The sequence below is a fragment of the Salinivibrio sp. KP-1 genome, from assembly GCF_000968645.1.
Classification (GTDB): domain Bacteria; phylum Pseudomonadota; class Gammaproteobacteria; order Enterobacterales; family Vibrionaceae; genus Salinivibrio; species Salinivibrio siamensis.
Genome location: NZ_LAQR01000002.1, coordinates 322450 through 349068, shown reverse-complemented (window position 1 = coordinate 349068; position 26619 = coordinate 322450). Strand labels below are relative to the sequence as shown.

Genomic DNA, 26619 nt, shown 5'->3' with positions numbered 1-26619 from the left:
GGCTTTTATTCATGTCAGCGGACTCAGCGCTGATAAGAACGCCAGGCTCCTATGGCTAGCCCCACCCAACCGATCAGAAAGCTCACACCGCCCATGGGTGTAATGGGCCCAAGCCAATGCCAAGATGTCAGCGCCAGGAGGTATAAACTACCACTAAACGCCACAACACCGATAAGCCAAGCCCAAGCCACAATGGCAAAACAGCGAGAAGAAACCTGGGAGGCGACACCGCAAATCCCCAATAAGGCGAGACTGTGCCACATTTGGTAGTCTACGCCCGTTTTAAAAATGGCTAACTGATAATCTGACAGCACCGCTTTTAATCCATGCGCGGCAAAAGCGCCTAGCCCCACGGCTAACCCTGCGCCGATCGCCGCTACACACACCCAATGATGTAATTTCATCCTTGCTGACCTTGTTGTTCAATAAACCGATGTAGGCTATCCACCGCCCACTGGCGATTGCCTGACTCTGTATACCCTGAGGCTTTACGAGGCTTAAAGCTATGATCGCCATCCGGGACAACAATCACTTGAACCGAGGGAGACAGCGGATAATGCATCACTTCGTCTTCACGGCCGAACGTATCGCGTGCACCTTGTATAATCAGCAGTGGACGCTCAACGGTCGCCAGATGCGCCCCTTTATACTTTTCCGGCTTCCCTGGGGGATGGAATGGAAAGCCCAAACAAATCCCCCCACTGACAGAGGCATGATCAGTCAAATGACTCGCCATACGCCCACCCATCGACTTACCGGCTAACCATAATCGGCTCCCAGCAGGGCGCAAACCATCCACGTGCTCAATCACAGACTCAAAATGGGCAAGCAATTTTGGAGCGCGATCGGGCGGGCGCTTTTTTCCCTCTTGCTCGCGCTTTTCCATATAGGGAAAGTTAAATCGCACCACTTTGCAGTGTTTCCCTATCCGCGCGGCCATATCAGCCATGAACTCGTGATCCTTTCCAGCGCCCGCACCATGGGCAAAAATCACCCAGTCTGTTGCCGTTTCCGGCCCGTCAACCTCTAAACCTGTCATAAATTCATTTTCTCTTGTTCTTTCGCTGCCGTCGCCAACATCCATTCTCGGAATGCGGTAATACGTCCGGTATCAGCATCGCGTTGCTGGCTGACCAAGTAGAAGCCATTATCGCTCTTTAGTACTTGCTCGAAAGGCTGAACCAAGCGCCCAGATGCTAACTCTGGTTGAGAAAGCACATTGTTTCCTAGCGCGACACCTTGCCCATGTGCCGCCGCCTGCAACACCATGGATGAGTGACTAAAAATCGGCCCATGCTCAACATTCACCTCACTAAGTTGATGGGCTTTCGCAAATGCTTTCCATTCTTTACGCGAGCGGTCATGCAATAAAACATGATGAACCAAATCATCTGGGGTTTGTAGAGGCTGCCCTGACTCCAGTAGCAGTGGCGAACACACAGGCAGCAAGCATTCTTGATACAAAAGATCGCAGCGCAATCCCGTCCAGTGTCCCCGGCCATAGTAAATGGCAACATCGACATCATCGGTCAGAGACCCCTCTTCCAAATCAACCGCCTTTATCCGAACATCAATATCAGGATGCGCTGTATTAAAATCAGCTAATCGAGGTACTAGCCATTGAATCGCAAAACTGGGCGGCAAACTAATCGTCAGCGCCCCTTTAGCACTGCGTTCCAGCACTTTATCCGTCGCATAGGAAAGCTCAGAGAAAATATCTTTTATATCAAGAAAGTACCCTTGTCCTTCTTCGGTCAATAGTAACGAACGGTTACGCCGGCGGAAAAGCTTCAAACCAAGAAACTCCTCTAATGCCTTGATTTGATGACTGACTGCCGCTTGAGTCACAAACAGCTCTTCTGCCGCTCGCGTAAAGCTCAAATGTCGTGCGGCTGCTTCAAACACACGCAGCGCGTTGAGTGGGGGAAGACGCCTCGCCATATGCTGACACCTCTATGCATTAATTTTTCTAATCGTTGGCATTATAAATTGTCGATTGCTGATATACCAGCAAACTCCTATAGTGCTCCCCGCATCCACTTGTGACGTCTCTCTATTTAGACTGTTTCCGTGGTTGCGATGTTGTGTTTGCATTTGTCTAACACTGGTTAGACAGGTAGTCGTATCTACCACTTTTAACTTCCTGTATTTTGACATTGTCTGTCATTACATATTTGTTGGCACTGAGCGTCGCTCAGTGCTTTTTTTTGTCTGTAATAAGGCGCGAACCAACAACAGACTTGAGTTACATCCACGAGATAGCGATCATAGACGGGATTTTATTTCGGACGATAACTATGACCGACGGTTTTGATCCCCATTTTCTACGCGCCCAGTTTCCCGCTTTTAATGCGCCAGGCTGGGTATATCTAGACAGTGCTGCTACTGCCCAAAAGCCGCAGTCAGTGATTGATGCGATCAGTCGCAGCTATATGATGCCGGTTGCAAACGTCCATCGAGGCCAGCACCAAGCGTCCCTCTCCGCAACCGAACAGTTTGAACAAGCGCGACGAGATGTAGCACATTTTATCGGTGCCAACCCACACAATATCGTCTGGACCCGTGGCGCGACAGAAGCCATTAATCTGATCGCCTATGGCCTAAGCCACTCGCTTACCCCACAAGACGAGATCCTGGTCAGCGAAATGGAGCACCATGCCAACCTGATCCCTTGGCAATTGATGGCACAACGCACGGGCGCTCAATTGGTAAAAATCCCCTGCTGCCCTCGCACGGGGCACTTAGATATGAAGGTATATCAGCAACACTTAACCGTACGGACACGCATTGTTGCGATCAGTCATGTCAGCAATGTCACCGGCACCCGCCATCCTATCGAGGAAATGACCCAGCTGGCGCACAAAGTTGGTGCAACCGTGATCATTGATGGCGCACAAGGTATCGTCCATGAGCCTGTCAGTATGCAAACACTGGACACTGACTATTATGTTTTTTCTGGCCATAAACTTTATGGTCCCACAGGAATTGGCGTCTTGTATGGAAAATCAGAAGCGCTGAGCGCGCTCTCGCCTTTCCACGGGGGGGGGAAGATGATCACAGACGTGTCGTTTGACCATCATACTCTCGCCCCCGTTCCCGCTCGTTTTGAAGCAGGCACGCCTAACACCGCCGGCGCAATTGGCCTTGCTGCTGCCATTCATTGGCTCCAACAACAAGACAGCCAAGCAGTGGAGGCACACATAGCAAGCTGTTACCAACAACTTATAGAAGCTTTACGCACGAGGCCGCGCATTCATTTGATCGCGCCACAGGCGACCAGTTCTATGGTCTCTTTTGTCGTGCGTGACGAGCATCATGCCGATGTAGCTGAATTGTTGGCCCAGCAAGGTATTGCTGTTCGCTCTGGCCATCATTGTGCCCATCCTTTTATTAAGGCGCTTGGGGTCGATGGCACCATCAGGGTCTCTCTAGCGGCCTACAATACACACCAGGATATCGCACAGTTTATTGCAGCATTAGATAAGACCCTGTATCTACTCGACATTTAATCATAAGGCAGGATAGACAATGGCGTTACCCCATCACCCTTTTGGCACCGAGCTTAACCAAGCGACGGTCACCGAGATGCTCGCGCAACACACCAGCTGGGAAGATAAATACCGACAATTGATTTTGTGGGGAAAACGGCTACCAACCTTTACTGATGCACAAAAACAAACAGCAAGCCAAGTACACGGCTGTGAGAGCGCGGTTTGGTTTCTCCATCAGGCAGAGGGGGACACCCATTACTTTGCCGCCGACTCCAACGCCAGAATTGTTAAAGGCTTATTAGCGATCGTGCTTGCCTGTGTTCACGGTCAACACGGTAATGCCATTCATACCCTCGATATAGACCGCATTTTCCAGCAAGCGGGACTGGCGCACCATTTAAGTGAGTCACGCACCAATGGCTTGCACGCTATCATTGAATACATTCATCAGGTCACTCGTTAGTTCTTTATCCACGTGGTGGCGTGTCGCCACCGCTCTCCACTCAACGCACAAACAGTGATCATTTTCTGACCACCCTGTCCATTTAAAAAGGCAACTCTCAACATAAAGCCACCAACCTGACCACTAATGCAATCCATTTCATGGACTTAGTCAAGCAGTGGGCAATTCGATTTAAAACCAACAAAAACAAACACAAGACAAACATTATTTTAACAATTGGTTGCAGTGTTTCCTTATTAGTATGACCAAGATCTCGAATGCAGAACATGGGGTTTTTATACTTTGCGTATTTGTCTAGATTCGTTAGCTTAGAAGCAGGCAGTCATAAAAGGGTCACACCAATCCGTTAGGCTGCCTAACAATATCGGCAGAATGATTAGTTGATTTTTGGCACAACTATTGCTGCTGTGAGAAAAAGATGACTGTAATTCTGGTTTGAAGTGGTTCCAGATGCGGCTTCAGGCATCTCGTTTAGTTTGCTTGTTGTAGTGAATGGAGTCATAAATGAAAAAACTGGCATTAGTAACCGGCGCGAAAGGCGGGATAGGATCAGCAATTACCGAGAAATTGGTGGAAGATGGATACCGCGTCATCGCGACCCACTTTACAGGGGGAGCGGAGTGCGCCCAAGAGTGGTTTGACGAAAAGAAATTTAACCACGACCAAGTTCGTTTGTTTGAGCTTGATGTCACCGATACCGAACAATGCGCCTCACGGATTGCTAAGCTACTCGAGGAAGAAGGCACGGTGGATGTACTGGTAAACAATGCTGGTATTACCCGCGACAGTGTGTTCAAGAAAATGAATGCCTCACAATGGCATGATGTCATTAATACCAACCTCAACAGCCTCTTTAACGTCACTCAGCCCTTGTTCGCCGCCATGTGCGAAAAAGGAGGAGGACGCATCATTAATATCTCATCCGTCAATGGCCAAAAAGGCCAATTTGGCCAAGCCAACTATGCCGCCGCCAAAGCCGGCATGATGGGCTTCAGTAAGTCACTCGCGGCAGAAGGGGCGCGGGCCGGTGTCACTGTCAACGTCGTGGCGCCAGGCTATACCGCGACACCAATGGTTACCGCCATGCGCGACGATGTGTTGGAGTCAATCACCAACCAGATCCCGATGAAGCGCTTGGCCAAGCCAGAAGAAATTGCGGCATCGGTGGCTTACCTTGCCAGCGACGCAGGCGCTTACATTACGGGTGAGACGCTGTCGGTAAACGGCGGCCTCTACATGCAATAAATCAAGGATAGATTGATGGAACGTATTTTTATTGTGGCGGCAAAACGCACCGCCATCGGTGCCTTCTCAGGCACGCTCAAAGACGTCCCAACGGGGCAACTCGCCGCTTATGCCATTAAAGGCGCGCTAAGTGAAACATCACTTGCCCCAACCGCGATTGATGAAGTCATCGTGGGTAACGTGGTCAGCGCAGGACAAGGGATGGGGATCGGTCGTCAAGCTGCGATTTACGCGGATATCCCGACCCATGTCCCTGCGTATTCAATCAATATGGTCTGTGGTAGCGGCATGAAAAGTATCATGGATGCTGTCACCCATATCCGAGCCGGCGATGCACAGGTTGTCGTCGCGGCTGGGGTTGAAAACATGTCACAAATCCCATTTGCGGCAGCGGGCAACCTCCGCACTGGGCAAAAAATGGGCAACTTCGCCATGAAAGACTTGCTCATTAATGACGGACTTACCGATGTGTACAACCAATATCACATGGGAGTCACCGCCGAAAACGTTGCCAAAGAAGTCGGGATTACCCGTGAGCAACAAGATAGCTTTGCGCTTAGCAGCCAACAAAAAGCCGTTTCAGCCATTGAAGCGGGTCGGTTTAAAGATGAAATCATCCCGATTGAGATTAAGCAGCGCAAGCAAACCATTACTTTTGATACCGATGAGTACCCAAAAGCAGACGCCACGCTAGAGGGCCTCAGCAAGCTGCGCCCAGCATTTGATAAAGAAGGCTCAGTAACGGCCGGTAACGCCTCGGGTATCAATGATGGCGCGAGTGCGGTGATCCTCGCGTCTGAGTCCGCAGTCAAAGAACACGGGCTGACACCACTCGCAGAAGTTGCCGCCTACGCTCAGCACGGTGTCGATCCGAGCATCATGGGCTTAGGCCCAGTGGGGGCTGTCAATACGGCATTGGAGAAAGCCAACCTGACTCTCGACACCATTGATTTATTTGAGCTTAATGAAGCATTTGCAGCACAAGCACTGGGGGTCATACACCAATTGGCGGAGCACCACAAAACAACACCTGATGCGATATTGGCGCGTGCCAATGTCAACGGCGGTGCCATTGCACTCGGTCATCCGCTCGGGGCATCAGGTAACCGGATTGTGGTGACCTTGCTACACGAGCTCGCGCGAAGAGGCGAAACCCACGGGGTGGCTTCTTTGTGTATTGGCGGCGGCATGGGTACAGCTTTAATTGTTAAGCGTACACAAGCATAAACGGACACTTGCGACCTTGGGTTAGAAACCCATACACAACACTATCAGGAGATACACCATGTACACAGATATGTTTAAAGCGTTTTCTGAGCAATCTGAAAAAGCCCTGGCTCCCTATGTTAATTTCAACAAGTTGGTAGCCAAAAATGTTGAGACGCTGACTGAGCTACAAATGAATGCTATGCGCACCTATAGCGAGCTCGGTCTAGAGCAAATGAAAGCAGCCAGCGAAGTGAAAGATGTCTCAAGTATGACGTCATTCAGCAGCCAACAGCTGGCCGCTTTGACCAAGCTGTCTCAGCAAATGATGGATGACAGCGCCAAGCTGCAAAACATCGCCAAAGAGTTTAAAGAAGATATCGACAAACTCACGGCTGAGAATATGAAAGCCGGCACCCCAGCATAAAGGCAGGGTTTTTGCACGAGTGCCTGCTGTCATTGACGGCAGGCCTTTGTAGTGCTTATCCGATCAAGAGGGCAAGACTATGTTTCATCACTTCTTTTCGGACTACCTTGCCAGGCTGCAAGAACAAAACCAGCAATGGTGGCAGGATCTTGAGCAGGGCAAGGCAGCCGTAAATACACCGTTCAATCAAGCCATGCAGGAAGTCAGCCTGCAAGACACTGCTCAGTTGCTGGAAGGCGCGGCTCAACAACCCGCTGCACTTCTACAAGTGCAAATGCAGTGGTGGGAACAACAGATGCAAATCTGGCAGAACGCCATGCTCGCGCGTGATAACACGGGAGAGGTAGTGAGCGAAGGCAGCGACGATAAACGTTTTAAGGATAAGGCTTGGCAGGAAGATGTCCTTTACAACTTTATCAAACAGTCCTACCTGCTGTTTGGGCGTACCTATATGGAAACCATCGATGCCATTGAAGGCCTTGATGATAAAACCCGTGAACGTCTCTCATTTTTCTCACGCCAAGCGATTAACGCCATGGCACCGAGTAATTATATTGCGACTAACCCTGAACTGCTCAAAATGACATTGGAGTCTCAGGGCGAAAATCTACTGCGCGGCATGGAACAGCTTAAGCAGGATATGGAGTCTAGTGCGGATATTCTTAAAGTGCGCATGACCAATAATAACGCGTTTCGCGTGGGTGATGATGTCGCCAACACACCTGGCGACGTGGTGTATAAAAATGAGTTATTCGAACTCATTCAGTATCGTCCGATGACGGAAAAAGTGCATACCACCCCCATCTTGGTCGTGCCTCCGTTCATCAACAAATACTATATTCTCGACTTACGCGAGAAAAACTCACTGGTTCGTTGGTTGGTTGAACAAGGGCATACGGTATTCTTGATGTCCTGGCGTAACCCCTCTGCCGAACAAGCCGAAATAGGTTTCGAAGACTACGTGACCCAAGGCACCGTCAAGGCGGTCAGTGCCATCGAAGACATTACCGGCCAATCACAGATTAACGGTGTGGGTTACTGTATCGGTGGTACCGTTCTGGCTTGTACTATCGCCTACTATGCTGCGAAGCGCATGAAAGCACGGATTAAATCGGCGAGTTTCTTCACCACCTTACTCGACTTCTCGCAGCCGGGGGAAATTGGTGCCTACATCAATGACAGCTTGATTCGAGCCATTGAAGCGCAAAACACGGCGCGTGGTTATATGGATGGCCGTTCACTCAGCGTCACCTTCAGCCTACTTCGTGAAAACAGCTTGTACTGGAACTACTATATTGAGAATTACCTCAAAGGTAACAGTCCTGTCGACTTTGATTTGCTGTATTGGAACAGTGACAGCACCAATGTCGCCGCGAAGACACATAACTTTATCCTGCGCGATTTGTACCTTGAAAACAAACTGGTGCAGGACAAGGGGGTGAAAGTTGGAGGTGTCTGGATTGATCTCAATAAGATCAAAGTGCCCAGCTATTTCATTTCAACCAAAGAAGATCACATCGCGCTTTGGCAAGGCACCTATCGTGGTGCACTGAATGTTGGCGGGAATAAAACCTTTGTACTGGGCGAGTCAGGGCATATTGCCGGTATCGTGAACCACCCCGTGAAGAAAAAATACGGTTTTTGGACCAACGATAGCTTGCCTGATAGTGCCGATGAGTGGCTCGATAATGCGTCACATCACACTGGCTCTTGGTGGACCCACTGGGAAAAATGGTTACGTAGCTACAGTCCAGAAGAACAAGTGGAGCCATACTCAATAGGCTCTGAGACCTATCCTGTGCTTGATACGGCGCCCGGCGAATATGTTCGCCACGTTCTGCCTATTGAAGCGGAGGCTCAGCAAGCTCAGGCAACACCAACCCCTGAAGAAGAACAGGCCTGATCAAACGTCACAGCCTGCGTCTCAATATTGAGAATAGTGGTGCACACTCGGTGGTAAACGCTGAGGTGCACCTTTTTTTATATGATTGAACTACACTCAAAGCCATGGAAGCAAAACGGTGTAGCGTCAATATGAGATGGGCATGGTACTGTCTATTAACCACTCTTCTTTTCATTTCGATGAGCGTACAGGCTCAAACACTGCGCCTGACATCGGGTGAATATGCCCCCTTTATTACTCAGACTGTGCCTGATGGAGGCCCGATCACTGAAATCGTGATGCAGGCGGCGCAAGAGGCAGACATCGCGGTATCACTAGGTTATTTCCCATGGCATCAGTCGATGAATCTCGCTCAAACCGGCGAATGGGACGGCACCATAGGCTGGGCCTACACACAAGAACGTGCAAATAACTTCATCTACTCGGACCCAATTTATACCGAAAGCGTTGGCTTTTTCTACCTTACCGAACGCGAGTTTGATTGGCAGTCCCCACAAGATCTAGATGGCTTTGCCATCGGGGTGACCAAAGGCTTTATTGACGTTAAGACACTGACTGAACTGCAAAAGTCAGGCGTTGACGTTAAAATCCAAGAATTCCTTGATGAAAAATCAAAAATCGATGCGCTACTCGCTCAGCAAATCGACTTGGCGTTAGGCAACATAGACGTACTCAAAAGGGTGATCGCACAAGAGGTGGCCCCCAGCCAAAAACAAAACGTTGCCCATCATCCGCGACCAATAAGAATTACCCCGCTGTACGTTTTATTTAGCCGACAAACAAAGCAAAGCTATGATCAGGCAGAGCGCTTTAACAAAGCATTACGGCGACTCAAAGCGGATGGGCGGTATCAAATGATCTGGAGTCATTTTCGCCAAGCCCACTACAATCATTAGGCCTTGGCCGTAACGACGTTTTATATCTTGGAGGTGTTATGCGGCGAATACTGCTCGTGACCCTGCTCCTTTATTTACCTTCCATCGCCGCCGCACAGGTTCAGCTAAAATTGTTGGCAGGCGATTACCCCCCTTTCCTCTCAGATCGCTTAGCGCATCAAGGGGTGATTGCCTATATCGTTAAAGAGGCAGGGAAGCGACAAGGGCTAGAGATAGAGATCGCGTTTACACTTTGGCAGCAAGCAAAAATGAAGGCGCAAGAAGGCGCGGTTCATGGGACCGTTGGCTGGGGCTACACCCCAAAACGTGAAAATGACTTTGTTTACTCTGCTCCCATTTATACCGAAACCGTGGTGTTTTTTCATCTCAAAAACCGACACTTTGATTGGCAGTCGTTAGCCAGCCTAAACGGCTTACGCGTCGGGATCAGCGAGAGCTATATAGAAGATGCCATGCTGGCAAACTTTAATCAGCAAGGTGGCGACGTGGTGATACGCCGCTATCCTAACGAAGTCGAGAAGCTGCGCAGCTTACTCACTGGCGAAACCGATGTGATTATTGGTAACCAATATGTAGTGATGGATATCCTACGCACTGTGATGCCTGATGACACGCGTCAGCACATTACTTTTCACCCTACCCCTCTGCGTGTCACCCCCCTCCATGTTCTACTGAGTCGCCAGCATCCTGAGAGCACACGCTGGGTAGAACGCTTAAACCGTGGTATTCATCAACTCAAAAGCAGTGGCGATTACCAAAGAGCATGGAGTGCGTTTCGTATGGGCGAATTTGGCTTACGCGCCCTTCCCCCAGAGTAAAGCAGACTCAGCCAGCCTGCTCGCGACGCTGATCAGCAGCGATTAGCTTTTGTAAAATGCGCGAGACAGCGACAAAACCAAAACTCGCGGTCACCATGGTTGCCGCCCCAAAACCACTGGCACAGTCCATGCGTTTGGGTCCCTCGGCTGACACTTTGCTTTCACACACACTGCCATCAGGCTGAGGGTATTTGAGCTGCTCGGTAGAATACACGCAATCAATGCCAAACTTACGTCCCTGGGTTTTCGTGAAGCCATGAAAACGACGAAGGTTGTTACGCAGCTTCGCCGCGAGCGGGTCTTGAATCGTTTTAGTCAAATCCGCCACTTGGATCTGAGTGGGGTCGATCTGTCCACCCGCACCACCCACGGTAATGACTTTGATTTTGTGCCGCTTGCAGTGAGCCAATAGAGCCGTTTTGGGCTTGATGCTATCGATAGCATCAAGCACATAATCAAAGCGCTTGTCGATGTACTCAGCAATATTATCCGGCGAGATAAAGTCATCAATCACAGTCACTTGGCATTCTGGATTGATCGCCGCGACACGCTCGGCCATCACCTCGCTTTTGCTTTGGCCGATAGTCTCTTTCAAAGCATGGATTTGTCGATTGGTGTTGGTGACACACACATCATCCATATCAATTAATGTCATTGCCCCCACACCGGTTCGCGCTAACGATTCTGCCGCCCACGAGCCAACACCACCAATGCCAATCACACAGATGTGGCTTTGACTAAATACTTCGAGCGCACGCTGGCCGTAGAGCCTTGCGGTGCCTCCAAAACGTTGCCAATAGGCATCTGATAACTGGCGTGTCATACCCGTCTCTTTGTTCATCAAACCGAGGGGCGTTATACCGACTTGCTCGATAATTGTCTAGCGGGATCCCGCGCAAAGCGGTCACAAAGCCAATGCACAACTTGGCTAACGCCTGCGGCGCGCTGCTTGTAGCTTGCACTGTAGAGGTAATAACCATAGCCGCTATCAATACCTAGCCCCAAAGGGTTCACGACTTTTCCTTGTCGTAGACTGGTTGTCGCCATAAAGGTAGGAATTAATGCCATCCCCATGCCTTGCTGCACCCCCTCCAATGCCATAAAAAAGTGCTCAAACCCCGCGCCATACTGCGGGTTGCTATCCGTTAAGCCAAATTGCAGCCAAAAATGTTCCCACAGTGTCGGCCTGGTCAGGTGAGAAAGCACCGGCACCGTAGCAAGTAGCGCCGCACGCTCAATAGGCTGAGGGACAATAGCGGCAGCGGCTAATAAAGATAGGTGTTCATTAGCCAGACAGGTTGACTGGGAGCCTGCTTGTTGATGTGGCTGGCAACGGATAAGGATATCAACCTCTTTTTCTTTCCCCTGCGGGATAGAATCACTCGCGCTGACCGTCACCGATACCGACGGATAACGAGCTTTAAAGTCTTGTAGTTGCGGGATTAACCACAGACTGGCAAAAGATGGCGGCACCAGCAAGCTGACCGACTCTTGCTGGACACTCTGTTGACGTGCGTAAGCCGTCGCGTTGGCAATTTCATGGATCCCTGAGGAGACTGATTGAAGATAAGTCTCTCCAATGGCATTGAGCACCACCCCATACGCAGTCCGCGCAAACAAGGGTTGTCCAATCCACTGCTCTAGCTGTTGGATTTGTTTACTGATAGTACTTTGACTGACATGCAATACCTTAGCCGCTTCCGAAAAGCTGCCTTGCTGGGCGACCACTACAAACGCTTGTAACGCTCGCATCGATGGCAAACGCGCTTCCATTCCCATTCCTTTTTTTCATGCCTGGTGAAAATATATCCTTTGTCGCGCAAAATACAATCGGTTCATACTCATGTGCAAACGTCACTATGAGGCAATCGTATGAGCCACGTATTTCATCGCCACTGTCATCACGATCTTCCTACTATCGCGAGCGGTCACGGCATGTATCTGACTGACACGCAGGGAAAGCGCTACCTAGATGCATGTGGCGGTGCCGCGGTATCTTGCCTTGGTCATCATCATCCTGCGGTATTGGATGCGATTCGCGCCCAACTCGAGGCTATTCCCTATGCGCATACTGGCTTTTTTACCTCCGAGACCAGTGAAGCACTGGCCGACATACTCACTGACTTAGCACCGGCGACGATCAATCATGCCTACTTGGTCAGTGGCGGATCAGAGGCGATGGAAGCGGCATTAAAACTGGCACGTCAATATTGGGTGGAAGTTGGCCAGCCGCAGCGCCAACACTTTATTGCCCGACGCCAAAGCTACCACGGCAACACACTTGGCGCGCTGTCCGTGGGAGGTAACGCATGGCGTCGCGCGCCCTTTGCACCTTTATTAATGGATACCAGTCTGATTGCTCCCTGTTACGCCTATCGCGATCAGCGTCCCGATGAGACCGCTTACGAATATGGTCAGCGGGTGGCCAACGAGCTTGAAGCCATGCTGTTAGAAAAAGGTCCGGAGAATGTCATCGGGTTTGTGGCTGAGCCTGTCGTTGGCGCGACAGCTGGCGCATTGACGGCCGAAGCAGGCTACTTTACGCGTATTCGTGAGATCTGCGACCAATACAATATTTTGCTGATCCTTGATGAAGTAATGTGCGGTACGGGACGCACTGGGCGCTTTTTCGCCTTTGAGCATGAACATATCGTTCCAGATATAGTGGCTATCGCCAAAGGGCTAGCCGCCGGTTATCAGCCTATTGGCGCGACGCTTGTGGCTGACCCTATCTACAACGCGATCGCTAACGGCTCGGGCTTTTTCCAACATGGCCACACCTTTATGGCACACCCTACTGCCTGTGCTGCAGGGCTCGCCACATTAAAAGCAATCCAGCAAGATAGTCTAATAGACGCCGCCGGCCAGCAGGGAGAGGCGTTAAAAGCCACCCTCACTCATCATTTTCATTCCCATCCTTTTGTCGGCGACATTCGTGGCCGAGGACTCTTTCTCGCGCTTGAGTTGGTGGCAGATAAAGCGTCAAAGCAGCCTTTTTCGTCTACATTGCCGCTAGCGAAACAAATCAAACAAACTGCGCTGGAAAACGGCCTGATGTGCTATCCCATGGGCGGCACCATTGATGGCAAACAAGGGCACCATATTTTATTGGCGCCTCCCTACATCATTAAACAGCCACACATTGATGAGATAGCCGAAAAACTAAGGATAACCTTAGACACCTGTTTGCCACACTAAGCAGTCTGTCTTGCTCTCAACCCAGGCTTAAGGAGAAAAGATGACCGATACACGCACCATCATGGTTGCCCCCAACGGCGCGCGGCTGCAGCCTTCCCAGCATCATGCCGTCCCCATTGATACGCCATCACTGATTGACTGCCTGCAAGCATGCGCTGACGCCGGTGCCGCCATGGCGCACATTCATGCACGAGATGAGTCTGGCGCGCATAGTTTGGATCCCATTCTCAATCGTCGGCTTTATCAGCAAGTCCAAGATGCGGTCGGTGATCGCATGGTCATCCAACTCACGACCGAAGCCGTGGGTCGCTATCGCCCCTCAGAGCAAATCGCGTTAGTGAAAGCCGTAAAGCCTGAGGCCGTCTCCATTGCGCTCAGAGAGCTGGTACCTGATCCCTCCGAAACCACCGAGGCCAGAACATTTTTTGCGTGGCTACATCACCATGCTGTTTACACGCAGTTTATTCTCTATCACCCCCAAGATGTGGCGCGCTATCGTCAGCTACGTCACTCCGGCATTATCCCGCCAAAGGGGCACCATTTACTGTTCGTCGCAGGCCGGGATCAAAGCCCCCCATTTGGCCACCCAGAAGACATCATCGCCATGTGGCAAGCGCTCCCCGACCATGACAACCTGCGATGGTCAGCCTGTGCATTTGGCCACCATGAGATCCGCTGTCTAACGACCGCCGCGCTCCTGGGAGGAGACATACGAATCGGCTTTGAAAACAACACCCAACGCGTTGATCAACGCCAGGCCATAGATAACGCAGCTCAGATCACAGATTTACGCAACACACTGGAAAAGCTGGGATATTGTACTAAACCTGTACAAGCACTAAGGCAAACCATGACCCAATCGTTTTAACCCAATACAATTGCTTGCAAATATTGTTAAAAGATTGAAAAAATAGCGCGGTGACACTTTTTTGTCATATTGTCATTGAGTGTTATACAACTTCGAGGGTGCGCCCGGATAGCAACCTCTAACTTAAAAAGGAATCTTAAGCATGAAAGCGATGAAACCTACCCTGATTGCGCTCGGCTTTTCTGCCGCACTAGGAACCGCGGCAAGCGCGCAAGCGAACCAGTTTGTGACCATTGGTACTGGCGGTGTGACTGGTGTTTATTACCCAACAGGTGGCGCAATTTGCCGTCTCGTCAATAAAAGCAAAGATGACCACGGCATCCGCTGCTCGGTAGAGAGTACAGGCGGTTCAATCTACAACATCAACACCATTCGTGCTGGCGAGCTCGATATGGGTATCGCCCAATCTGACTGGCAGTACCATGCTTACAAAGGCACCAGCAAATTTAAAGATCAGGGCGAATTTAAAGAGCTTCGCGCCGTTTTCTCTATTCATCCAGAACCGTTTACCGTGGTAGCACGTGCCGATGCAGGCGTAAAAACCTTTGATGATCTGGAAGGCAAGCGCGTTAACATTGGTAACCCTGGCTCGGGCCAACGTGGCACTATCGAAGTATTGATGGATCAAATGGGCTGGGATATGGACAAGTTCGGCCAAATTTCTGAGCTAAAAGCGGCCGAGCAATCCAAAGCGCTGTGTGATAACAAAATTGATGCCATGGTGTACACCGTGGGTCACCCAAGTGGTGCTATCCAGGAAGCGACTACCGCATGTGACAGCGTATTGGTTGAAGTCGCGAACGATGCAGCTAAACAGCTGATTGAAGATCGTGACTATTACCGCCAAGCCACTATCCCTGGCGGTATGTACCGCGGTAACGACAACGACGTCACCACCTTTGGTGTGGGTGCGACGTTCGTTTCTTCCACACAAGTCCCAGAAGACGTTATCTACAACGTGGTTAAAGCGGTATTTGAAAACTTTGATGACTTCCGCCGTCTCCACCCAGCGTTCGCTAACCTGAAGAAAGAAGAAATGGTACAAGACGGCCTGTCTGCACCACTTCACCCAGGTGCAGCGCGTTACTACCGTGAAGCCGGGTTGATTGAATAATCAAACCCCGCTTACCAAAAAGCGAGCGTTAGACGCTCGCTTTTTTATTTTCTAAGGGCCTCACCTAACCCGTTATTATGGCTGGCTCACCATTTGTGGCGCTAAGGCGTCCAGTTTCCAAACCCGACCAAAGTGCTTGTAATGCCCGGCTTGCTCGCCTGCTTTACGGCCCATACCATGATACAAGTCCAGATGATTCTCTTTCACCGCGCCACCAGTATCCAATGCCATCAGAAGCTTTAATACATGCTCGCCCGTCCATTTGCCTTGCTCATCCAACTGAGGCACTTCAGCCAGTAACACAGAGCCCATGGGTAAATAACGTCTATCCGCCGCCACTGACGCCCCGGCTTTCAATGGAATACCTGCCGTACCACTGACAGGATCAGCTGCCTTAGGGGTAAAGAAAACATAAGAGGGATTTTGCTCGAGTAATTCACGCACTTCATCTTTACTGTGGGCAGCCACCCACTCTTGGATCGCTTTCAGCGACATTTCTTCGCGCGACACTTCCCCCCTCTCGATCAGTACTTTTCCAATGCTGACATAAGGGTGACCATTCTTGCCACCGTAGGCAAAATACTCCAGTTGGTCGTTATCGCCAAAATGCACAAAGCCGCTGCCTTGTACTTCCATAATAAAACTATCGATAAGGGAGGCGCTGTAGCCCAGCTCTAAGCCCTTCCCATCCAACGCCCCAGCATAGATAGCAGCACGGTCTGGACAGTCCTCACCACAAGGGGGCTTGGCGTAGACAGGATAGCGGAACAGGGCATCCGGTTGGTGACGCATCTCTATCACAGGAGAGAAATAACCGGTAAACATCACGTTACCAAAATCATCTCCCCCTGCCATTTGGTTCACCCCTAAGCCATAATCCGCAAGTGCCTCAATCTCGCCTCCCGCGTCCAACCAGGCTTGCAAACGCTGATAAACCGCTTGATGCTCCGCCACTAACGAGGGTGAGTTGGCAGTCACCTCCGCCAATTGCTCATTGAATAAACTAAAGTCTCGCGGGCTTTCAGAGACCACTTGTGGTACCGGGGTGAGTATCGATTCAAATCGCCCATCCACATATTGTTGGCCCCGGTCAGTGGGACGCATACACCCTGCGAGTGCCGCCACACACGCCATCACGACTAACGCTTTTTTCACACCATATTCCAATCAGTGAGTTAATAGCGCTAAGGCTCGCAAAAACCGCCCCGCTTCGCAATCAGTTCTCAACGTTAAGTTTGTAACTGTCTGCAAACCAATACAGATTTATTGTGACCCTATTCAGCTTACTCCCTTTACCAAGGCGACATTCATCAAAGTGTCATATAATTATTATGTACTGTCCTTGCAACAAAACTGCATAGAAAGTGCAACATAAAGGAGTAAAGCAGCGATGGATTTAAAAGTTGGGCGTTCAACGCTACTTGATAGTGATGCAGTGGAGTACCAATGGATCCGGATGATGGCCAGCGAAGGCTGCACACGCCAGGTGATTAATGCCAGTATTCAGCGTTGTCTAGGTGGTGATGCGCAAACCGCCGATCTCTTGCGAAAGGTGGCGACGAAACAGTGCTCGGTCAACGAGCTGCTCACCACGTTGGAATCACAGCACTACTGATCCAGGTCGCATTGGGGATAACACTTCCTCTTATGAGCGTTTATCTTTAGCAAAAAAAGATGTGTAGTGAGCAGGTTCAATACGCTCGAGCGTCTTTGCGTCTTCAACCCGATACAGGTAGGTTTCCGTTCCTATCGTGTATTTAAGCTGATCACCATCAAACTGGTACTCAGTGGTGGCGCGACTCCCATTGGTGTAGACACCATCAGGACGTATTTCAAATCGGTCGGCTGCATAAGGGGCCACATCTTGTTCTACCCATTCGCCATAAAGCTGTTTGTCTGTCATATGTGGTGCAAACAGCTCTGGGCGGGTGGCCACGGTAAAACTCACCCAGCCCAGTACGAGAACAATCACCAGCATGATAAATTGTTTGGTTAACCGCACGCTACAACCTCACTTATTGGTTTTATTGTGATTTTAACGAACTAACTGACCCACATTGATAAACCACTTGCGAATCTTGAGAGATAGTTCCCAAACATTGCGCGAATAATGATAAACGTAGTGCAAAAAACATCACGATGCAGAGTACATCCTTGCCTCTCCTCTGCAATTATCTACTTGCTTGGGGGTTGACACGCACCGAACAAAAAGAATAAAAAGGCGATATTAGTGAATAATTAAACGGATGAGCGCGTGAAAATAAGAAGTACCGCCCTGGTTAAAGGATTTCGCCAATCGGCGCCGTATGTCAATGCTCACCGAGATAAAACCGCGGTGATCATGCTTGGCGGCGAGGCCATGGCGGATGAGAACTTTCAAAATATCGTCAATGATATCGCTCTACTCAATAGCCTAGGCATGAAGCTGGTATTGGTCTTCGGCGCCCGCCCGCAAATCAATCGCACCTTAAACCAGTACGGACTGGAAACACCGTATCACAAAGGAATACGCATCACCGACAGCCACGCGCTTGAAGTGGTCAAACAAGCCGCCGGCCAAGTGCAGCTCGACATTACGGCGCGTTTATCCATGGGGCTCAACAATACACCCATGGCGGGCGCTCAAATTAATGTGATCAGTGGCAATTTTGTTATTGCTCAACCGTTGGGCGTCGACGAGGGCATTGATTACTGCCATAGTGGCAAAATTCGCCGCATCGACATTGACGGCATTCAGCGCCAGCTCGATCAAAACGCGATTGTGCTAATGGGGCCGGTAGCCAGCTCAGTGACGGGGGAATGCTTTAACCTCACCTCCGAAGAAGTGGCGACTCAAGTCGCGATTCGATTACGCGCAGATAAGTTGATTGGCTTTTGCTCCGAGCAAGGGGTCTTAAACCAAGACAATGAGGTGATTTCTGAGTTACTGCCCACCCAAGCCCAACCGCTTTTAGAAGCCAGAGAAGCCGCTGGCGATACCGGCTCTGGCACCAGTCGCTTTTTACGAGGCGCGATTGCCGCGTGCCGGGCGGGGGTTACGCGTAGCCATTTGATCAGCTATAAAAAAGACGGCGCCTTGATCCAAGAGCTGTTCTCGATTGAAGGGATCGGCACCCAGATCGTGATGGAGCGTGCCGAAAAAGTGCGCCAAGCCCAGATTGACGATATCGGTGGGATCTTGGATTTGATCCGACCTTTGGAGCAACAAGGGATCCTAGTGCGCCGCTCGCGAGAACAATTGGAGCAAGAAATCCCCCGCTTTACCATCATCGAACGCGATGGATTAGTGATAGGCTGCGCTGCCCTCTACCCATTTAGTGAAGCGCGCACCGGCGAGATGGCGTGCGTCGCCATTCATCCAGACTACCGTGATGGCGACCGCGGCGTCATGCTCCTCAATCACCTCAAACAACGCGCCAAAGCCAAAGGGCTCGAAACCATTTTTGTGCTCACCACCCACAGTCTGCATTGGTTTTTGGAACAAGGCTTTTTGCTCTCTGATGTGTCAGCACTCCCTAACACTCGCCAAGAGCTGTACAACTATCAGCGGCGCTCTAAGGTGCTGACTTTAGCGCTTTAGCGTATCTCGCTACAATCAAGGCGCTATCAAAGCATCCGGCAAACCACTATACCGGGCGGTGCGTGCGCCCACACCGTGGCGCAGCACCGGCCAAGACGCGTAAAGATCAAGCTGGCGCTTCGCCCGCGTGATGCCGGTGTAAATCAGCTCGCGGGTGATCACCGGTGAAATAGTGGGCGGACACACCAGCACTGTGTGCGCAAACTCCGAACCCTGTGATTTATGCACCGTCATCGCAAACGCAGTTTGATGGGCGGGCAGACGGCTGGCAAGCAAATAGCGCACCTCGCCATCGTGGGTTTCAAATGCCACCCGGGTGATCCCCGCGTGTTGTACCGCAATCCCAATATCACCGTTATACAACCCCAGAGCATGATCGTTTTGCAAAATCATGATTGGTCGGCCGTGATACCAGGTGTCACGCTCTTTGGCGATCAGCCCTGCCGACGCCAAGTGCTGCTCAATGGCTTGGTTGAGCCCTGCGACGCCAAATGGACCTTCAGTCAATGCGCATAACAAACGAAATTGGCTAAAGGCACTCAGCACGTCCGCCATTGATGACGGGGTTTCGAGCGTTGCATTATCGAGTGTGATTAAGTAATCGCGATATCCTGTCACCGCTTGTTGCATCAGGGCCTGATAGCTGTCATCACTCAACACATGGTGGGCAATATCGCTATAGCCGCGTTTTAACACCGCCCCCACCTCAGCCATTTCTCCTCGGTTCACCGCAAAGGCGAGCTGGCCAATGCCGGATTGGGCATCAAAGCGATAACTTTTTCGCAGCAGACAAAGGGCACTGGCGATCGCTGGCGCATGTGGGTTTTCGGGTACGTCAAAGCCTGTTAACTGGCTTAAACGCGCCGCCTGCGCCGCTGGATAGCCCGCCTCGGCGTACTGACAAATATCCCCTAGCACCGCCCCCGCTTCCACAGAGGCAAGCTGATCTTTATCCCCCAGCAAAATAATGCGTGTTGAGGGCGCCAAGGCATCGAACAGCTGTGCCATCAAGGGCAAGTCCACCATCGAGGCTTCATCGACAATCAACACATCCGCATGCACGGGGTTATTTTTATGATGGCGAAACGCCACCCGCTGCGGAATCGCCCCTAATAATCGGTGAATGGTACTGGCTTGGGTCGGCAGCGCCGCTTTTACGTCATGATCAACAGGCAAAGCGGCAATCGCCCGCCCTAGTGATTCAGTCAATCGGTTAGCGGCTTTACCGGTCGGAGCGACCAGTTTGATGGTGAGCGCTGCAGACGTTGCGCGTTCAGCGTGGTGCGACGCCACCAGCGCCGCCAACAAACGGGCAACAGTGGTGGTTTTACCCGTGCCCGGCCCTCCCGAAATCACCGCAAACGGCTGGGTCAACGCGGTGGCTGCCGCCACTTTTTGCCAATCAATCTCCGCCTGTGAGGCGGCAAATAAGCTATCTAGGGTTTGTCTAGCCTCATCCGGTACCGATAGCGCCGTGAGACGCTGGCGAATATGCCCCGCCACTTGCTGCTCGGCATGCCAGTAGCGATGCAAATACAATCGATGCCCGGCAAGCACCAAGGGCGTTGACTGCATCCCATCGGACACGACTGCGGCCTGCGCCAATTGCTCGCTTGGCGCTTGGCTATCAATATGTTCCAGCAAGGGCTGCCACGCGACATCGCTGGGTGGCTGCCACTGGTGCAAGTCAAGGCAGACATGGCCTTTGCCCACTTCGCGACTCAACAGTGCCGCCCATACTGTGATAGCGGCCTTGTCTAACTGAGTTTCTTCTTCACCCATCAAACAAGCAAATTGCACATCAATCGCCCGCAATTCCCCACGCTGGTAAAGTGCCATTAATGCTTGCTTCATACCGACTCTCCAGCAAAGAGTTTGTCCAAGGCGTCAATCAGTGCCTTATCGGGACGGTGCGCGAATACGCCGGTCTCGCCGCTATCGCTGGCGCCCCGTAAAAAGAAATAAAACACGCCCCCCACATGGGTGTCGTAGTCATAATCTGGGATCCGCTGGCGCAAAAAGCGGTGCAGCGCCAAGGTATAGATTTGGTACTGAAAGTCGTATCGGTGCGCGATCATCGCCTCTTTGAGCGCCTCAGGATGGTAATCGGCCACGCTATCCCCCAAATGGTTCGACTTCCAATCCAGCACGTAATACTTGCCATCGGCGCGGAAGGTTAAATCGATAAAGCCTTTTAGCATCCCGCGCGCCGTGTCAAAGGTGAGCTGGCCAGCGCGGGCAGACAATGCATCATACCGTGCGGCGAGTCGGTTCAGTCGCTGGCAGTCCAGTGCGGCCAAAGGCATCACGAACTCCATCTCCGTTAATCGACTGGCATTATCAATTTGGTTGAGCATCAACCCGTGCTCATTGAGCGGGTGTTTCAATACTTGTGTCATCCACTGCTGCAATATCGGGCACCACTGTGGGTCATAGTTTTCCAAGCTAAGATGATGGGTAATAAGCTCAGCGATTTCTTCACTCATCAAATCGGCGGTAAAGTCCACTTCTTCAAATAGGGTGTGTAAAAAGGTACCGGCTCGCGCGCCTTTGGGAAACGCAAAAACCGACCAAGGATCCACCGCCACATCCGCCGTCTCCTCGTCAGCGAGATCATCGTCCGCGTCCAAGTCATAACTGGCCAATGTTGGCAAGGCACTGATGTGATGGCTTTGTTTTAGCAGCCCTGAGTAACTGGTTAAGCGCCACTGACGGTCAATCTTGCCGCCAAACTGACGCGCGCTTAGCGCCTCGTGGGAGCCTGTTTGAGGGGCATAACGGCTATCATCCGGCTCAGGTGGGGCGACCACAGCCACCGCATCGCTCGCGCTTGCTAATCCAGCCAAACTCTCGGCCAGCAGGCTAGCATCACCGGCTTCTCCATGCTGGAGCAAATAACCGAGGGCCGTTAGGTGCAAGGCCGAGTCTTTTTGACGACTGTTACCTTGTTTAAGAGGTGCACAGCCGATAAAACACCCATACACGGCACGGGTCACCGCCACGTACAGCAAGCGGATATCTTCAGCCAGCCGCTCTTTTTCAGCCCGCTCTTTGCCTTCATCGACATTATCCAGCGCCAGCACTGGCTGATACTGTTCATCGTGATAAAACGGTTGGCTGCTTTCGCGATACTGACAAGCAAACGGCAAGTAAACCAGATCGTATTCCAAGCCTTTCGATTTATGGATGGTGACGATTTGCACCAAATCACGCTCCGACTCCAACCGCACCTGCTGCTCTTCCGATTGTTGAGCCGGCTCGGCCATTCGCTCTTGTAGCCAGCGGATCAGCGCGTGTGGGTTGTCCAATTGCTGGCTGGCACTTTGCAGCAACTCCGCGATATGCAAAAAGTCGGTCACACAGCGCTCGCCTTGCGGCATCGCCAACCAGTTTTCTGCCACTTGGCGGGCACTGGCGACTTGGCGAAGCATCGGCATCACGCCACGGCGCTGCCAAGTGTCACGGTAATGGCTAAAGGCCACCACCTCTTGCTCCCACAAGGCTTCGTCTTGATTGAGTAACGCCAGCTGCTCGGCAGTCAGGCCAAATAAAGGGCTGGCTAGCGCCGCCCGCAACTTACGCTCGTTTTCAGGCTGCATGACCGCCACTAAAATGCGTTCAATATCACTGGCGACGGGGCTGGCGAACACGTTATCACGGTTAGAAAGATACACAGACGCCACGCCTTTTTCGGCCAGCGCTTGCTTGACCAGCTGTGCCTCGCGTCCGGTGCGCACCAACACAGCGATATTGTGCGGCTGAATGTCGGCTTGGCCGGAAGGCGTTTGTAGATAACTATTGCCCGCCACCGATTGATTGAGCACTTGCGTTATATGCTGTGCGGTACTCACCGCTAAGGTCTGTTCAAAATCTTGCTTGCCACACAATTCATCCGGGCTGTGATGCCAAAAGGTGAGCGCGGGCTGCTCGTTTCCCTCCACCACCAGCGCTTTTTGTTTGGCGCTAGGCGAAGAGGCCACCGCTAAAAAGGGAATGCTGTCTTGATAAACGAACGGCGCCTTAGCGCGTGAGAACAAGGCATTGACCCCGCGCACCATACCATCTGTCGAGCGCCAGTTAGTGGCAAGGTTATAGTGATCACTCACCTGCGCACGGGCATGAATATAGGTGAAGATATCGGCGCCACGAAAGGCATAAATCGCCTGCTTAGGGTCGCCAATCATCATTAAACCGGTGCGCTCATCCTCTTCCCCTGTGTCTGTCTCGGCGTCTGCGAATACAGGGGCATCGTCCGCCACTGGCGGCTGATAGACAGTGCTAAAAATCTGATATTGCAGCGGGTCGGTGTCTTGGAATTCATCAATCATTGCCACCGGATATAAGCTGCGAATACGCGCCGCCAACTGGCCTTGGCTATCTTGGTCAAGTGCGCTGGCAAGTTGAGAAAGGAGATCGTCAAATGAGAGCCACCCTTGGCGACGTTTTTCTTGGCGGAGCAGCTGCCGCACTTCTTTAATCGCCAGTGCGGTCAATCCCGGTTTTAACGTCGGCGGCTGATCAACCAATGCCTGAATTTGATCAAATAGCGCCAGACTCGGTGGCTCAGCTTTACTCTTAGCCGCTAATGTCTGTTGGGCGAATTTTTCCAATTTGTCGGGCAATTGGTAATCAAGCGTCTCGGCATTGGCCCACTGTTCCATCGCATTCAGCCAGTTCGCCAGATGGTCTTTGCGATAACTGCGGCCATCGAGCTTGGCGGCGCTGAGCTGGTCGGTGATCTGTTCCCCCGCCTCGCGCCATGCGCGCTTCACCGCATCAATCTTGGCAATCGCCGCTTGGTGTGCCGCCATGAGATCTTCGCCGAGATCAGGCGCCTTAACCGTGACAGCCGGTCCGGATAAATAGGGCGCAATCTCTTTTAATAAGGCCTCCGGTGCGGGCCAGTAGCTACTCACCACACCGGCTAACGATTTAGGCAGCGGATAAAAACGACGACGCCAAAAATCGGCCGCCGCGCGCGCTTTGATCTGTCGCTCATCGGTGACAAATTCATGACTGAACAGGCTACCCGATTCAAACGCATTTTGGGTCAGCATCCGCTGACAAAAACCGTGAATGGTATAGATAGCCGCTTCGTCCATCTGACGCTCGGCCTCTAACAGTCGCTGCGCCGCGGTTTTATGATCGCTTACCTCTGCCAGCAAAGGGCCAATGATAGGATCGCCACTCTCACCGCGCATAAAGGCAAAACGCGCCTCATGAATGCGACGCCGAATACGGTCTTTCAGCTCTTGGGTTGCCGCTTCGGTAAAAGTCACCACCAGTATTTGCTCGACCCGACACGGCGCTGCGCGGCCATGCCCAAGTAACAATCGCAGGTACAAGCCAGCAATGGTAAACGTCTTGCCGGTGCCAGCGGAGGCTTCGATTAATCGGACGCCATCAAGTGGCAAGGTGAGCGGATTGAGGATCTGCGGTTCCATATCATTATTTCATCGCCTAGTCTGCTCGCTATTGTAGCAACCCCTTGGGGGAAAACATATTCAGGCCGAGACAACCGTGCTGAGCTCGCTAAGATTTTCCTGCCCGACTCATTGACTGTTATTCATGCTCACACCCCTCAAATGATATTAATACTCATTATCATTACTTGATATTTAGTTTTAATTCTATTAATAATGGACTGCTTATAACTATCACTCATATAAAACTCATACAGGGAGTATCACCATGCCACTCATCCACCGACTCTCGGTGCGTAATAAGCTCTTACTTTTAGTTGGCTTAGCCGTATTAAGTCTCGTCAGTTTGGCCGCTTACCTTTCTTTTTCCCATTTTGAGGCCATCAAGCAAGAGCGCATCGCCCAGATGCACAAAAAGGTCGATATGGCATGGCACTATCTTGATGCTATGCACCGACAATACCCCAACCAAGACACGCCCCCCGAATCCGTTCTTCATGCTGTCAGCGCACTCAAATATGGCCAAGCCGGCTACTTTTTTATCGTCGATCGCAATAATGTGATGATTGCTGGTGCCGAAAGTGCAGTAGGCAAAAACACGCGGCAAATTGTTGATGCCGATGGCCAATCGATTTTACCCGCCCTGACCCAGGCCGCTAATCAAGCTAATGGGGGGATCGCGCGGTATACATTTCAAAAGCCCGGTAGTCATCAAGCGGTAGAAAAGCTCAGTGTGGTGAAGCGTTTTGGTCCTTGGGATTTGATGGTAGGTTCAGGGTTCTACTTGGATGACCTACGCGCACAGGCGTGGCAGCAAGCGCTCAACGCAGCAGGAGTGACAGCCCTGATTAGCGCGGTGATGATTGTACTTGCCAGTGCCCTTTCCCGAGCGATGCTGACACCGCTCATGGCGCTGCGCCATGTCATATCCTCACTCGCTGAGGGCGATCTTACTCAACGCGCGACCGTGTATGGTCGCGATGAGATTAGCGGCATGAGTCAGCATACCAACCAAGCTTTGGATGCGCTGCAGCGGCTGATCTCGCAGGTAGGTACCAATGTAAGCGAGCAGCATCAAGGTAGTGAAGAAGTCGCAAGCCTGGCTGCCAGCACCGCTCGTGCGGTTGAAGAACAAAATCGCACTCTCGACTCTGTGGCAAGTGCCGTCGAAGAGCTTTCTACCGCCGTACGTGACGTGCAATACCTTACCGAGTCGAATGCTTCTCAAACCGATAGCGCCACACAGCTCATCAACGATGTCGATGGCAGTTTGCAACGCGCTACCAGCGCGATGGAAACCGTGCAGCAACGCGTCGACGATACGTCTGAGATCTTACGTGAACTCGCCGACTCCACCCAACAAATCAGTGATGTGACTACCGTCATTAACACCATTTCCGAGCAAACCAACCTACTTGCCCTTAACGCAGCGATTGAGGCAGCACGAGCGGGTGAAGCGGGACGTGGATTTGCAGTGGTTGCCGATGAGGTTCGCCAATTAGCGCAATCCACGCAAGAGTCGACCACACGCATCAGTGATATTGTCGGCACGCTGCAAGCTCGGGCCGACAATGCAGTCAGCAGCATGGCGGATGGTCAACAACAAACACAAACATGTGTCAATGACGCACAAGCGGCGCGTCGTGATATGGCCGCGTTGCAAACTCAGGTTCAAGAGCTCGCCGCTTTGAATGGCCAAGTGGCGACTTCAACCACTCAGCAAGCAGCTGCCGCCGAGGAAGTGGCCAAGAACCTAGCAGCTATCACCGAAGTGTCTCATCAAAATGCCCAAGCCAGCGATGATACCCGTGAACTGACCGATAAAGCACTGTCACTCAGCCAGCGTGTAAAGCAAGGTCTCTCGCTATTTTCACACTGATAAAGCCCTAACAGTGAAAGGATCACCAAGGCGACTTGGCGATCCTTGGCGGTGAGCGATGACTCCCTAAAAAGCGAACATTAAAAAGGCCAGCATGGCTGGCCTTGG

23 protein-coding genes are annotated in these 26619 nt (G+C 51.5%); 14 read left to right on the top strand and 9 right to left on the bottom strand.

Annotation, left to right across the window (positions count from 1 at the left end; genetic code table 11):
- Positions 1–23: 23 nt before the first annotated feature.
- The 3 genes from WN56_RS06055 to WN56_RS06045 are packed head-to-tail and all read right to left on the bottom strand — an operon-like array spanning position 24 to position 1941.
- Positions 24–404, bottom strand: coding sequence for a DUF423 domain-containing protein (locus tag WN56_RS06055; RefSeq protein ID WP_046074160.1), 381 nt, complete (start codon positions 402–404; stop codon positions 24–26).
- Entirely contained in the window at positions 401–1039 is a 639-nt protein-coding gene (locus tag WN56_RS06050) for an alpha/beta family hydrolase (RefSeq protein WP_046074159.1), read from the bottom strand. The genes WN56_RS06055 and WN56_RS06050 overlap by 4 nt, the downstream gene beginning before the upstream one ends.
- Positions 1036–1941: a transcriptional regulator GcvA gene (locus WN56_RS06045; protein WP_046074158.1), complete on the bottom strand. Its 906-nt coding sequence runs from the start codon at positions 1939–1941 to the stop codon at positions 1036–1038. Before WN56_RS06045 ends, WN56_RS06050 begins: the two co-directional genes overlap by 4 nt.
- A gap of 356 nt (positions 1942–2297) precedes the next feature.
- Between WN56_RS06045 and WN56_RS06040 the strand changes: the two genes are divergently transcribed.
- The 8 genes from WN56_RS06040 to WN56_RS06005 all read left to right on the top strand — a co-directional run bounded on the left by WN56_RS06040 (position 2298) and on the right by WN56_RS06005 (position 10449).
- Complete coding sequence (locus WN56_RS06040; RefSeq protein WP_046074157.1) at positions 2298–3509, top strand: aminotransferase class V-fold PLP-dependent enzyme; 1212 nt, start codon at positions 2298–2300, stop codon at positions 3507–3509.
- Between the two features lie 19 nt (positions 3510–3528).
- Complete coding sequence (gene csdE / locus WN56_RS06035) at positions 3529–3954, top strand: cysteine desulfurase sulfur acceptor subunit CsdE (RefSeq protein WP_046074156.1); 426 nt, start codon at positions 3529–3531, stop codon at positions 3952–3954.
- Between the two features lie 504 nt (positions 3955–4458).
- Positions 4459–5199 carry an SDR family oxidoreductase gene (locus WN56_RS06030; protein WP_046074155.1) on the top strand — a complete coding sequence of 247 codons (741 nt, stop codon included), beginning with the start codon at positions 4459–4461 and terminating at the stop codon, positions 5197–5199.
- Between the two features lie 15 nt (positions 5200–5214).
- The gene (locus WN56_RS06025; protein WP_046074154.1) at positions 5215–6426 is read left to right on the top strand and encodes an acetyl-CoA C-acetyltransferase; all 1212 of its coding nucleotides are present in this window, start codon (positions 5215–5217) and stop codon (positions 6424–6426) included.
- A gap of 58 nt (positions 6427–6484) precedes the next feature.
- Positions 6485–6832 (top strand): phasin family protein, encoded by a 348-nt coding sequence (locus WN56_RS06020; protein ID WP_046074153.1) that lies wholly within the window; start codon positions 6485–6487, stop codon positions 6830–6832.
- Positions 6833–6911: 79 nt separating this feature from the next.
- Complete coding sequence (gene phaC, locus WN56_RS06015) at positions 6912–8735, top strand: class I poly(R)-hydroxyalkanoic acid synthase (protein ID WP_046074152.1); 1824 nt, start codon at positions 6912–6914, stop codon at positions 8733–8735.
- A gap of 179 nt (positions 8736–8914) precedes the next feature.
- Positions 8915–9631 (top strand): ABC transporter substrate-binding protein, encoded by a 717-nt coding sequence (locus WN56_RS06010; protein ID WP_046074151.1) that lies wholly within the window; start codon positions 8915–8917, stop codon positions 9629–9631.
- Between the two features lie 38 nt (positions 9632–9669).
- The gene (locus WN56_RS06005) at positions 9670–10449 is read left to right on the top strand and encodes an ABC transporter substrate-binding protein (RefSeq protein WP_046074150.1); all 780 of its coding nucleotides are present in this window, start codon (positions 9670–9672) and stop codon (positions 10447–10449) included.
- 7 nt (positions 10450–10456) lie between these two features.
- On the opposite strand, the gene tcdA is transcribed toward WN56_RS06005, so the two are convergent.
- Positions 10457–11272, bottom strand: a complete 816-nt coding sequence (tcdA, locus tag WN56_RS06000; protein WP_046074149.1) for a tRNA cyclic N6-threonylcarbamoyladenosine(37) synthase TcdA — start codon at positions 11270–11272, stop codon at positions 10457–10459.
- A 32-nt stretch (positions 11273–11304) separates the two neighbouring features.
- A complete protein-coding gene (locus WN56_RS05995) occupies positions 11305–12222 on the bottom strand; it encodes a LysR substrate-binding domain-containing protein (RefSeq protein ID WP_046074148.1) in 918 nt (305 codons plus the stop codon).
- Between the two features lie 99 nt (positions 12223–12321).
- On the opposite strand from WN56_RS05995, the gene WN56_RS05990 reads away from it, so the two are divergent.
- The 3 genes from WN56_RS05990 (at position 12322) to WN56_RS05980 (ending at position 15629) form a co-directional block, all read left to right on the top strand.
- A complete protein-coding gene (locus tag WN56_RS05990) occupies positions 12322–13647 on the top strand; it encodes an aspartate aminotransferase family protein (RefSeq protein ID WP_046074147.1) in 1326 nt (441 codons plus the stop codon).
- Positions 13648–13687: 40 nt separating this feature from the next.
- Positions 13688–14515: a 3-keto-5-aminohexanoate cleavage protein gene (locus tag WN56_RS05985; RefSeq protein ID WP_046074146.1), complete on the top strand. Its 828-nt coding sequence runs from the start codon at positions 13688–13690 to the stop codon at positions 14513–14515.
- A 142-nt stretch (positions 14516–14657) separates the two neighbouring features.
- Entirely contained in the window at positions 14658–15629 is a 972-nt protein-coding gene (locus WN56_RS05980; protein WP_046074145.1) for a TAXI family TRAP transporter solute-binding subunit, read from the top strand.
- 75 nt (positions 15630–15704) lie between these two features.
- On the opposite strand, the gene mltA is transcribed toward WN56_RS05980, so the two are convergent.
- On the bottom strand, positions 15705–16784 hold the full coding sequence (gene mltA, locus WN56_RS05975; RefSeq protein ID WP_082084424.1) for a murein transglycosylase A: 1080 nt from the start codon (positions 16782–16784) through the stop codon (positions 15705–15707).
- A 235-nt stretch (positions 16785–17019) separates the two neighbouring features.
- On the opposite strand from mltA, the gene WN56_RS05970 reads away from it, so the two are divergent.
- Positions 17020–17244, top strand: a complete 225-nt coding sequence (locus WN56_RS05970; RefSeq protein ID WP_046074144.1) for a hypothetical protein — start codon at positions 17020–17022, stop codon at positions 17242–17244.
- 30 nt (positions 17245–17274) lie between these two features.
- Here WN56_RS05970 and WN56_RS05965 read toward each other — a convergent pair whose 3' ends face one another.
- Positions 17275–17631 (bottom strand): DUF2850 domain-containing protein, encoded by a 357-nt coding sequence (locus WN56_RS05965; RefSeq protein WP_046074143.1) that lies wholly within the window; start codon positions 17629–17631, stop codon positions 17275–17277.
- A gap of 252 nt (positions 17632–17883) precedes the next feature.
- On the opposite strand from WN56_RS05965, the gene argA reads away from it, so the two are divergent.
- The gene (argA, locus tag WN56_RS05960) at positions 17884–19209 is read left to right on the top strand and encodes an amino-acid N-acetyltransferase (RefSeq protein ID WP_046074142.1); all 1326 of its coding nucleotides are present in this window, start codon (positions 17884–17886) and stop codon (positions 19207–19209) included.
- Positions 19210–19224: 15 nt separating this feature from the next.
- Here the strand turns inward: argA and recD are convergent, their stop codons facing one another.
- Both recD and recB read right to left on the bottom strand, forming a co-directional pair.
- Complete coding sequence (gene recD, locus WN56_RS05955; RefSeq protein ID WP_046074141.1) at positions 19225–21063, bottom strand: exodeoxyribonuclease V subunit alpha; 1839 nt, start codon at positions 21061–21063, stop codon at positions 19225–19227.
- A complete protein-coding gene (recB, locus tag WN56_RS05950; RefSeq protein ID WP_046074140.1) occupies positions 21060–24653 on the bottom strand; it encodes an exodeoxyribonuclease V subunit beta in 3594 nt (1197 codons plus the stop codon). The genes recD and recB overlap by 4 nt, the downstream gene beginning before the upstream one ends.
- 247 nt (positions 24654–24900) lie before the next feature.
- Here recB and WN56_RS05945 point away from each other — a divergent pair, with 247 nt between their 5' ends.
- The gene (locus tag WN56_RS05945; protein ID WP_046074139.1) at positions 24901–26511 is read left to right on the top strand and encodes a methyl-accepting chemotaxis protein; all 1611 of its coding nucleotides are present in this window, start codon (positions 24901–24903) and stop codon (positions 26509–26511) included.
- Positions 26512–26619: the final 108 nt, after the last annotated feature.

Excerpts from the sequence above, each read along its gene's own strand:
- WN56_RS06055 (WP_046074160.1), bottom strand. The coding sequence starts at position 404 with ATGAAATTACATCATTGGGTGTGTGTAGCGGCGATCGGCGCAGGGTTA.
- WN56_RS06050 (WP_046074159.1), bottom strand. The coding sequence starts at position 1,039 with ATGACAGGTTTAGAGGTTGACGGGCCGGAAACGGCAACAGACTGGGTG.
- WN56_RS06045 (WP_046074158.1), bottom strand. The coding sequence starts at position 1,941 with ATGGCGAGGCGTCTTCCCCCACTCAACGCGCTGCGTGTGTTTGAAGCA.
- WN56_RS06040 (WP_046074157.1), top strand. The coding sequence starts at position 2,298 with ATGACCGACGGTTTTGATCCCCATTTTCTACGCGCCCAGTTTCCCGCT.
- csdE (WP_046074156.1), top strand. The coding sequence starts at position 3,529 with ATGGCGTTACCCCATCACCCTTTTGGCACCGAGCTTAACCAAGCGACG.
- WN56_RS06030 (WP_046074155.1), top strand. The coding sequence starts at position 4,459 with ATGAAAAAACTGGCATTAGTAACCGGCGCGAAAGGCGGGATAGGATCA.
- WN56_RS06025 (WP_046074154.1), top strand. The coding sequence starts at position 5,215 with ATGGAACGTATTTTTATTGTGGCGGCAAAACGCACCGCCATCGGTGCC.
- WN56_RS06020 (WP_046074153.1), top strand. The coding sequence starts at position 6,485 with ATGTACACAGATATGTTTAAAGCGTTTTCTGAGCAATCTGAAAAAGCC.
- phaC (WP_046074152.1), top strand. The coding sequence starts at position 6,912 with ATGTTTCATCACTTCTTTTCGGACTACCTTGCCAGGCTGCAAGAACAA.
- WN56_RS06010 (WP_046074151.1), top strand. The coding sequence starts at position 8,915 with ATGAGCGTACAGGCTCAAACACTGCGCCTGACATCGGGTGAATATGCC.
- WN56_RS06005 (WP_046074150.1), top strand. The coding sequence starts at position 9,670 with ATGCGGCGAATACTGCTCGTGACCCTGCTCCTTTATTTACCTTCCATC.
- tcdA (WP_046074149.1), bottom strand. The coding sequence starts at position 11,272 with ATGACACGCCAGTTATCAGATGCCTATTGGCAACGTTTTGGAGGCACC.
- WN56_RS05995 (WP_046074148.1), bottom strand. The coding sequence starts at position 12,222 with ATGGAAGCGCGTTTGCCATCGATGCGAGCGTTACAAGCGTTTGTAGTG.
- WN56_RS05990 (WP_046074147.1), top strand. The coding sequence starts at position 12,322 with ATGAGCCACGTATTTCATCGCCACTGTCATCACGATCTTCCTACTATC.
- WN56_RS05985 (WP_046074146.1), top strand. The coding sequence starts at position 13,688 with ATGACCGATACACGCACCATCATGGTTGCCCCCAACGGCGCGCGGCTG.
- WN56_RS05980 (WP_046074145.1), top strand. The coding sequence starts at position 14,658 with ATGAAAGCGATGAAACCTACCCTGATTGCGCTCGGCTTTTCTGCCGCA.
- WN56_RS05970 (WP_046074144.1), top strand. The coding sequence starts at position 17,020 with ATGGATTTAAAAGTTGGGCGTTCAACGCTACTTGATAGTGATGCAGTG.
- recD (WP_046074141.1), bottom strand. The coding sequence starts at position 21,063 with ATGAAGCAAGCATTAATGGCACTTTACCAGCGTGGGGAATTGCGGGCG.
- recB (WP_046074140.1), bottom strand. The coding sequence starts at position 24,653 with ATGGAACCGCAGATCCTCAATCCGCTCACCTTGCCACTTGATGGCGTC.
- WN56_RS05945 (WP_046074139.1), top strand. The coding sequence starts at position 24,901 with ATGCCACTCATCCACCGACTCTCGGTGCGTAATAAGCTCTTACTTTTA.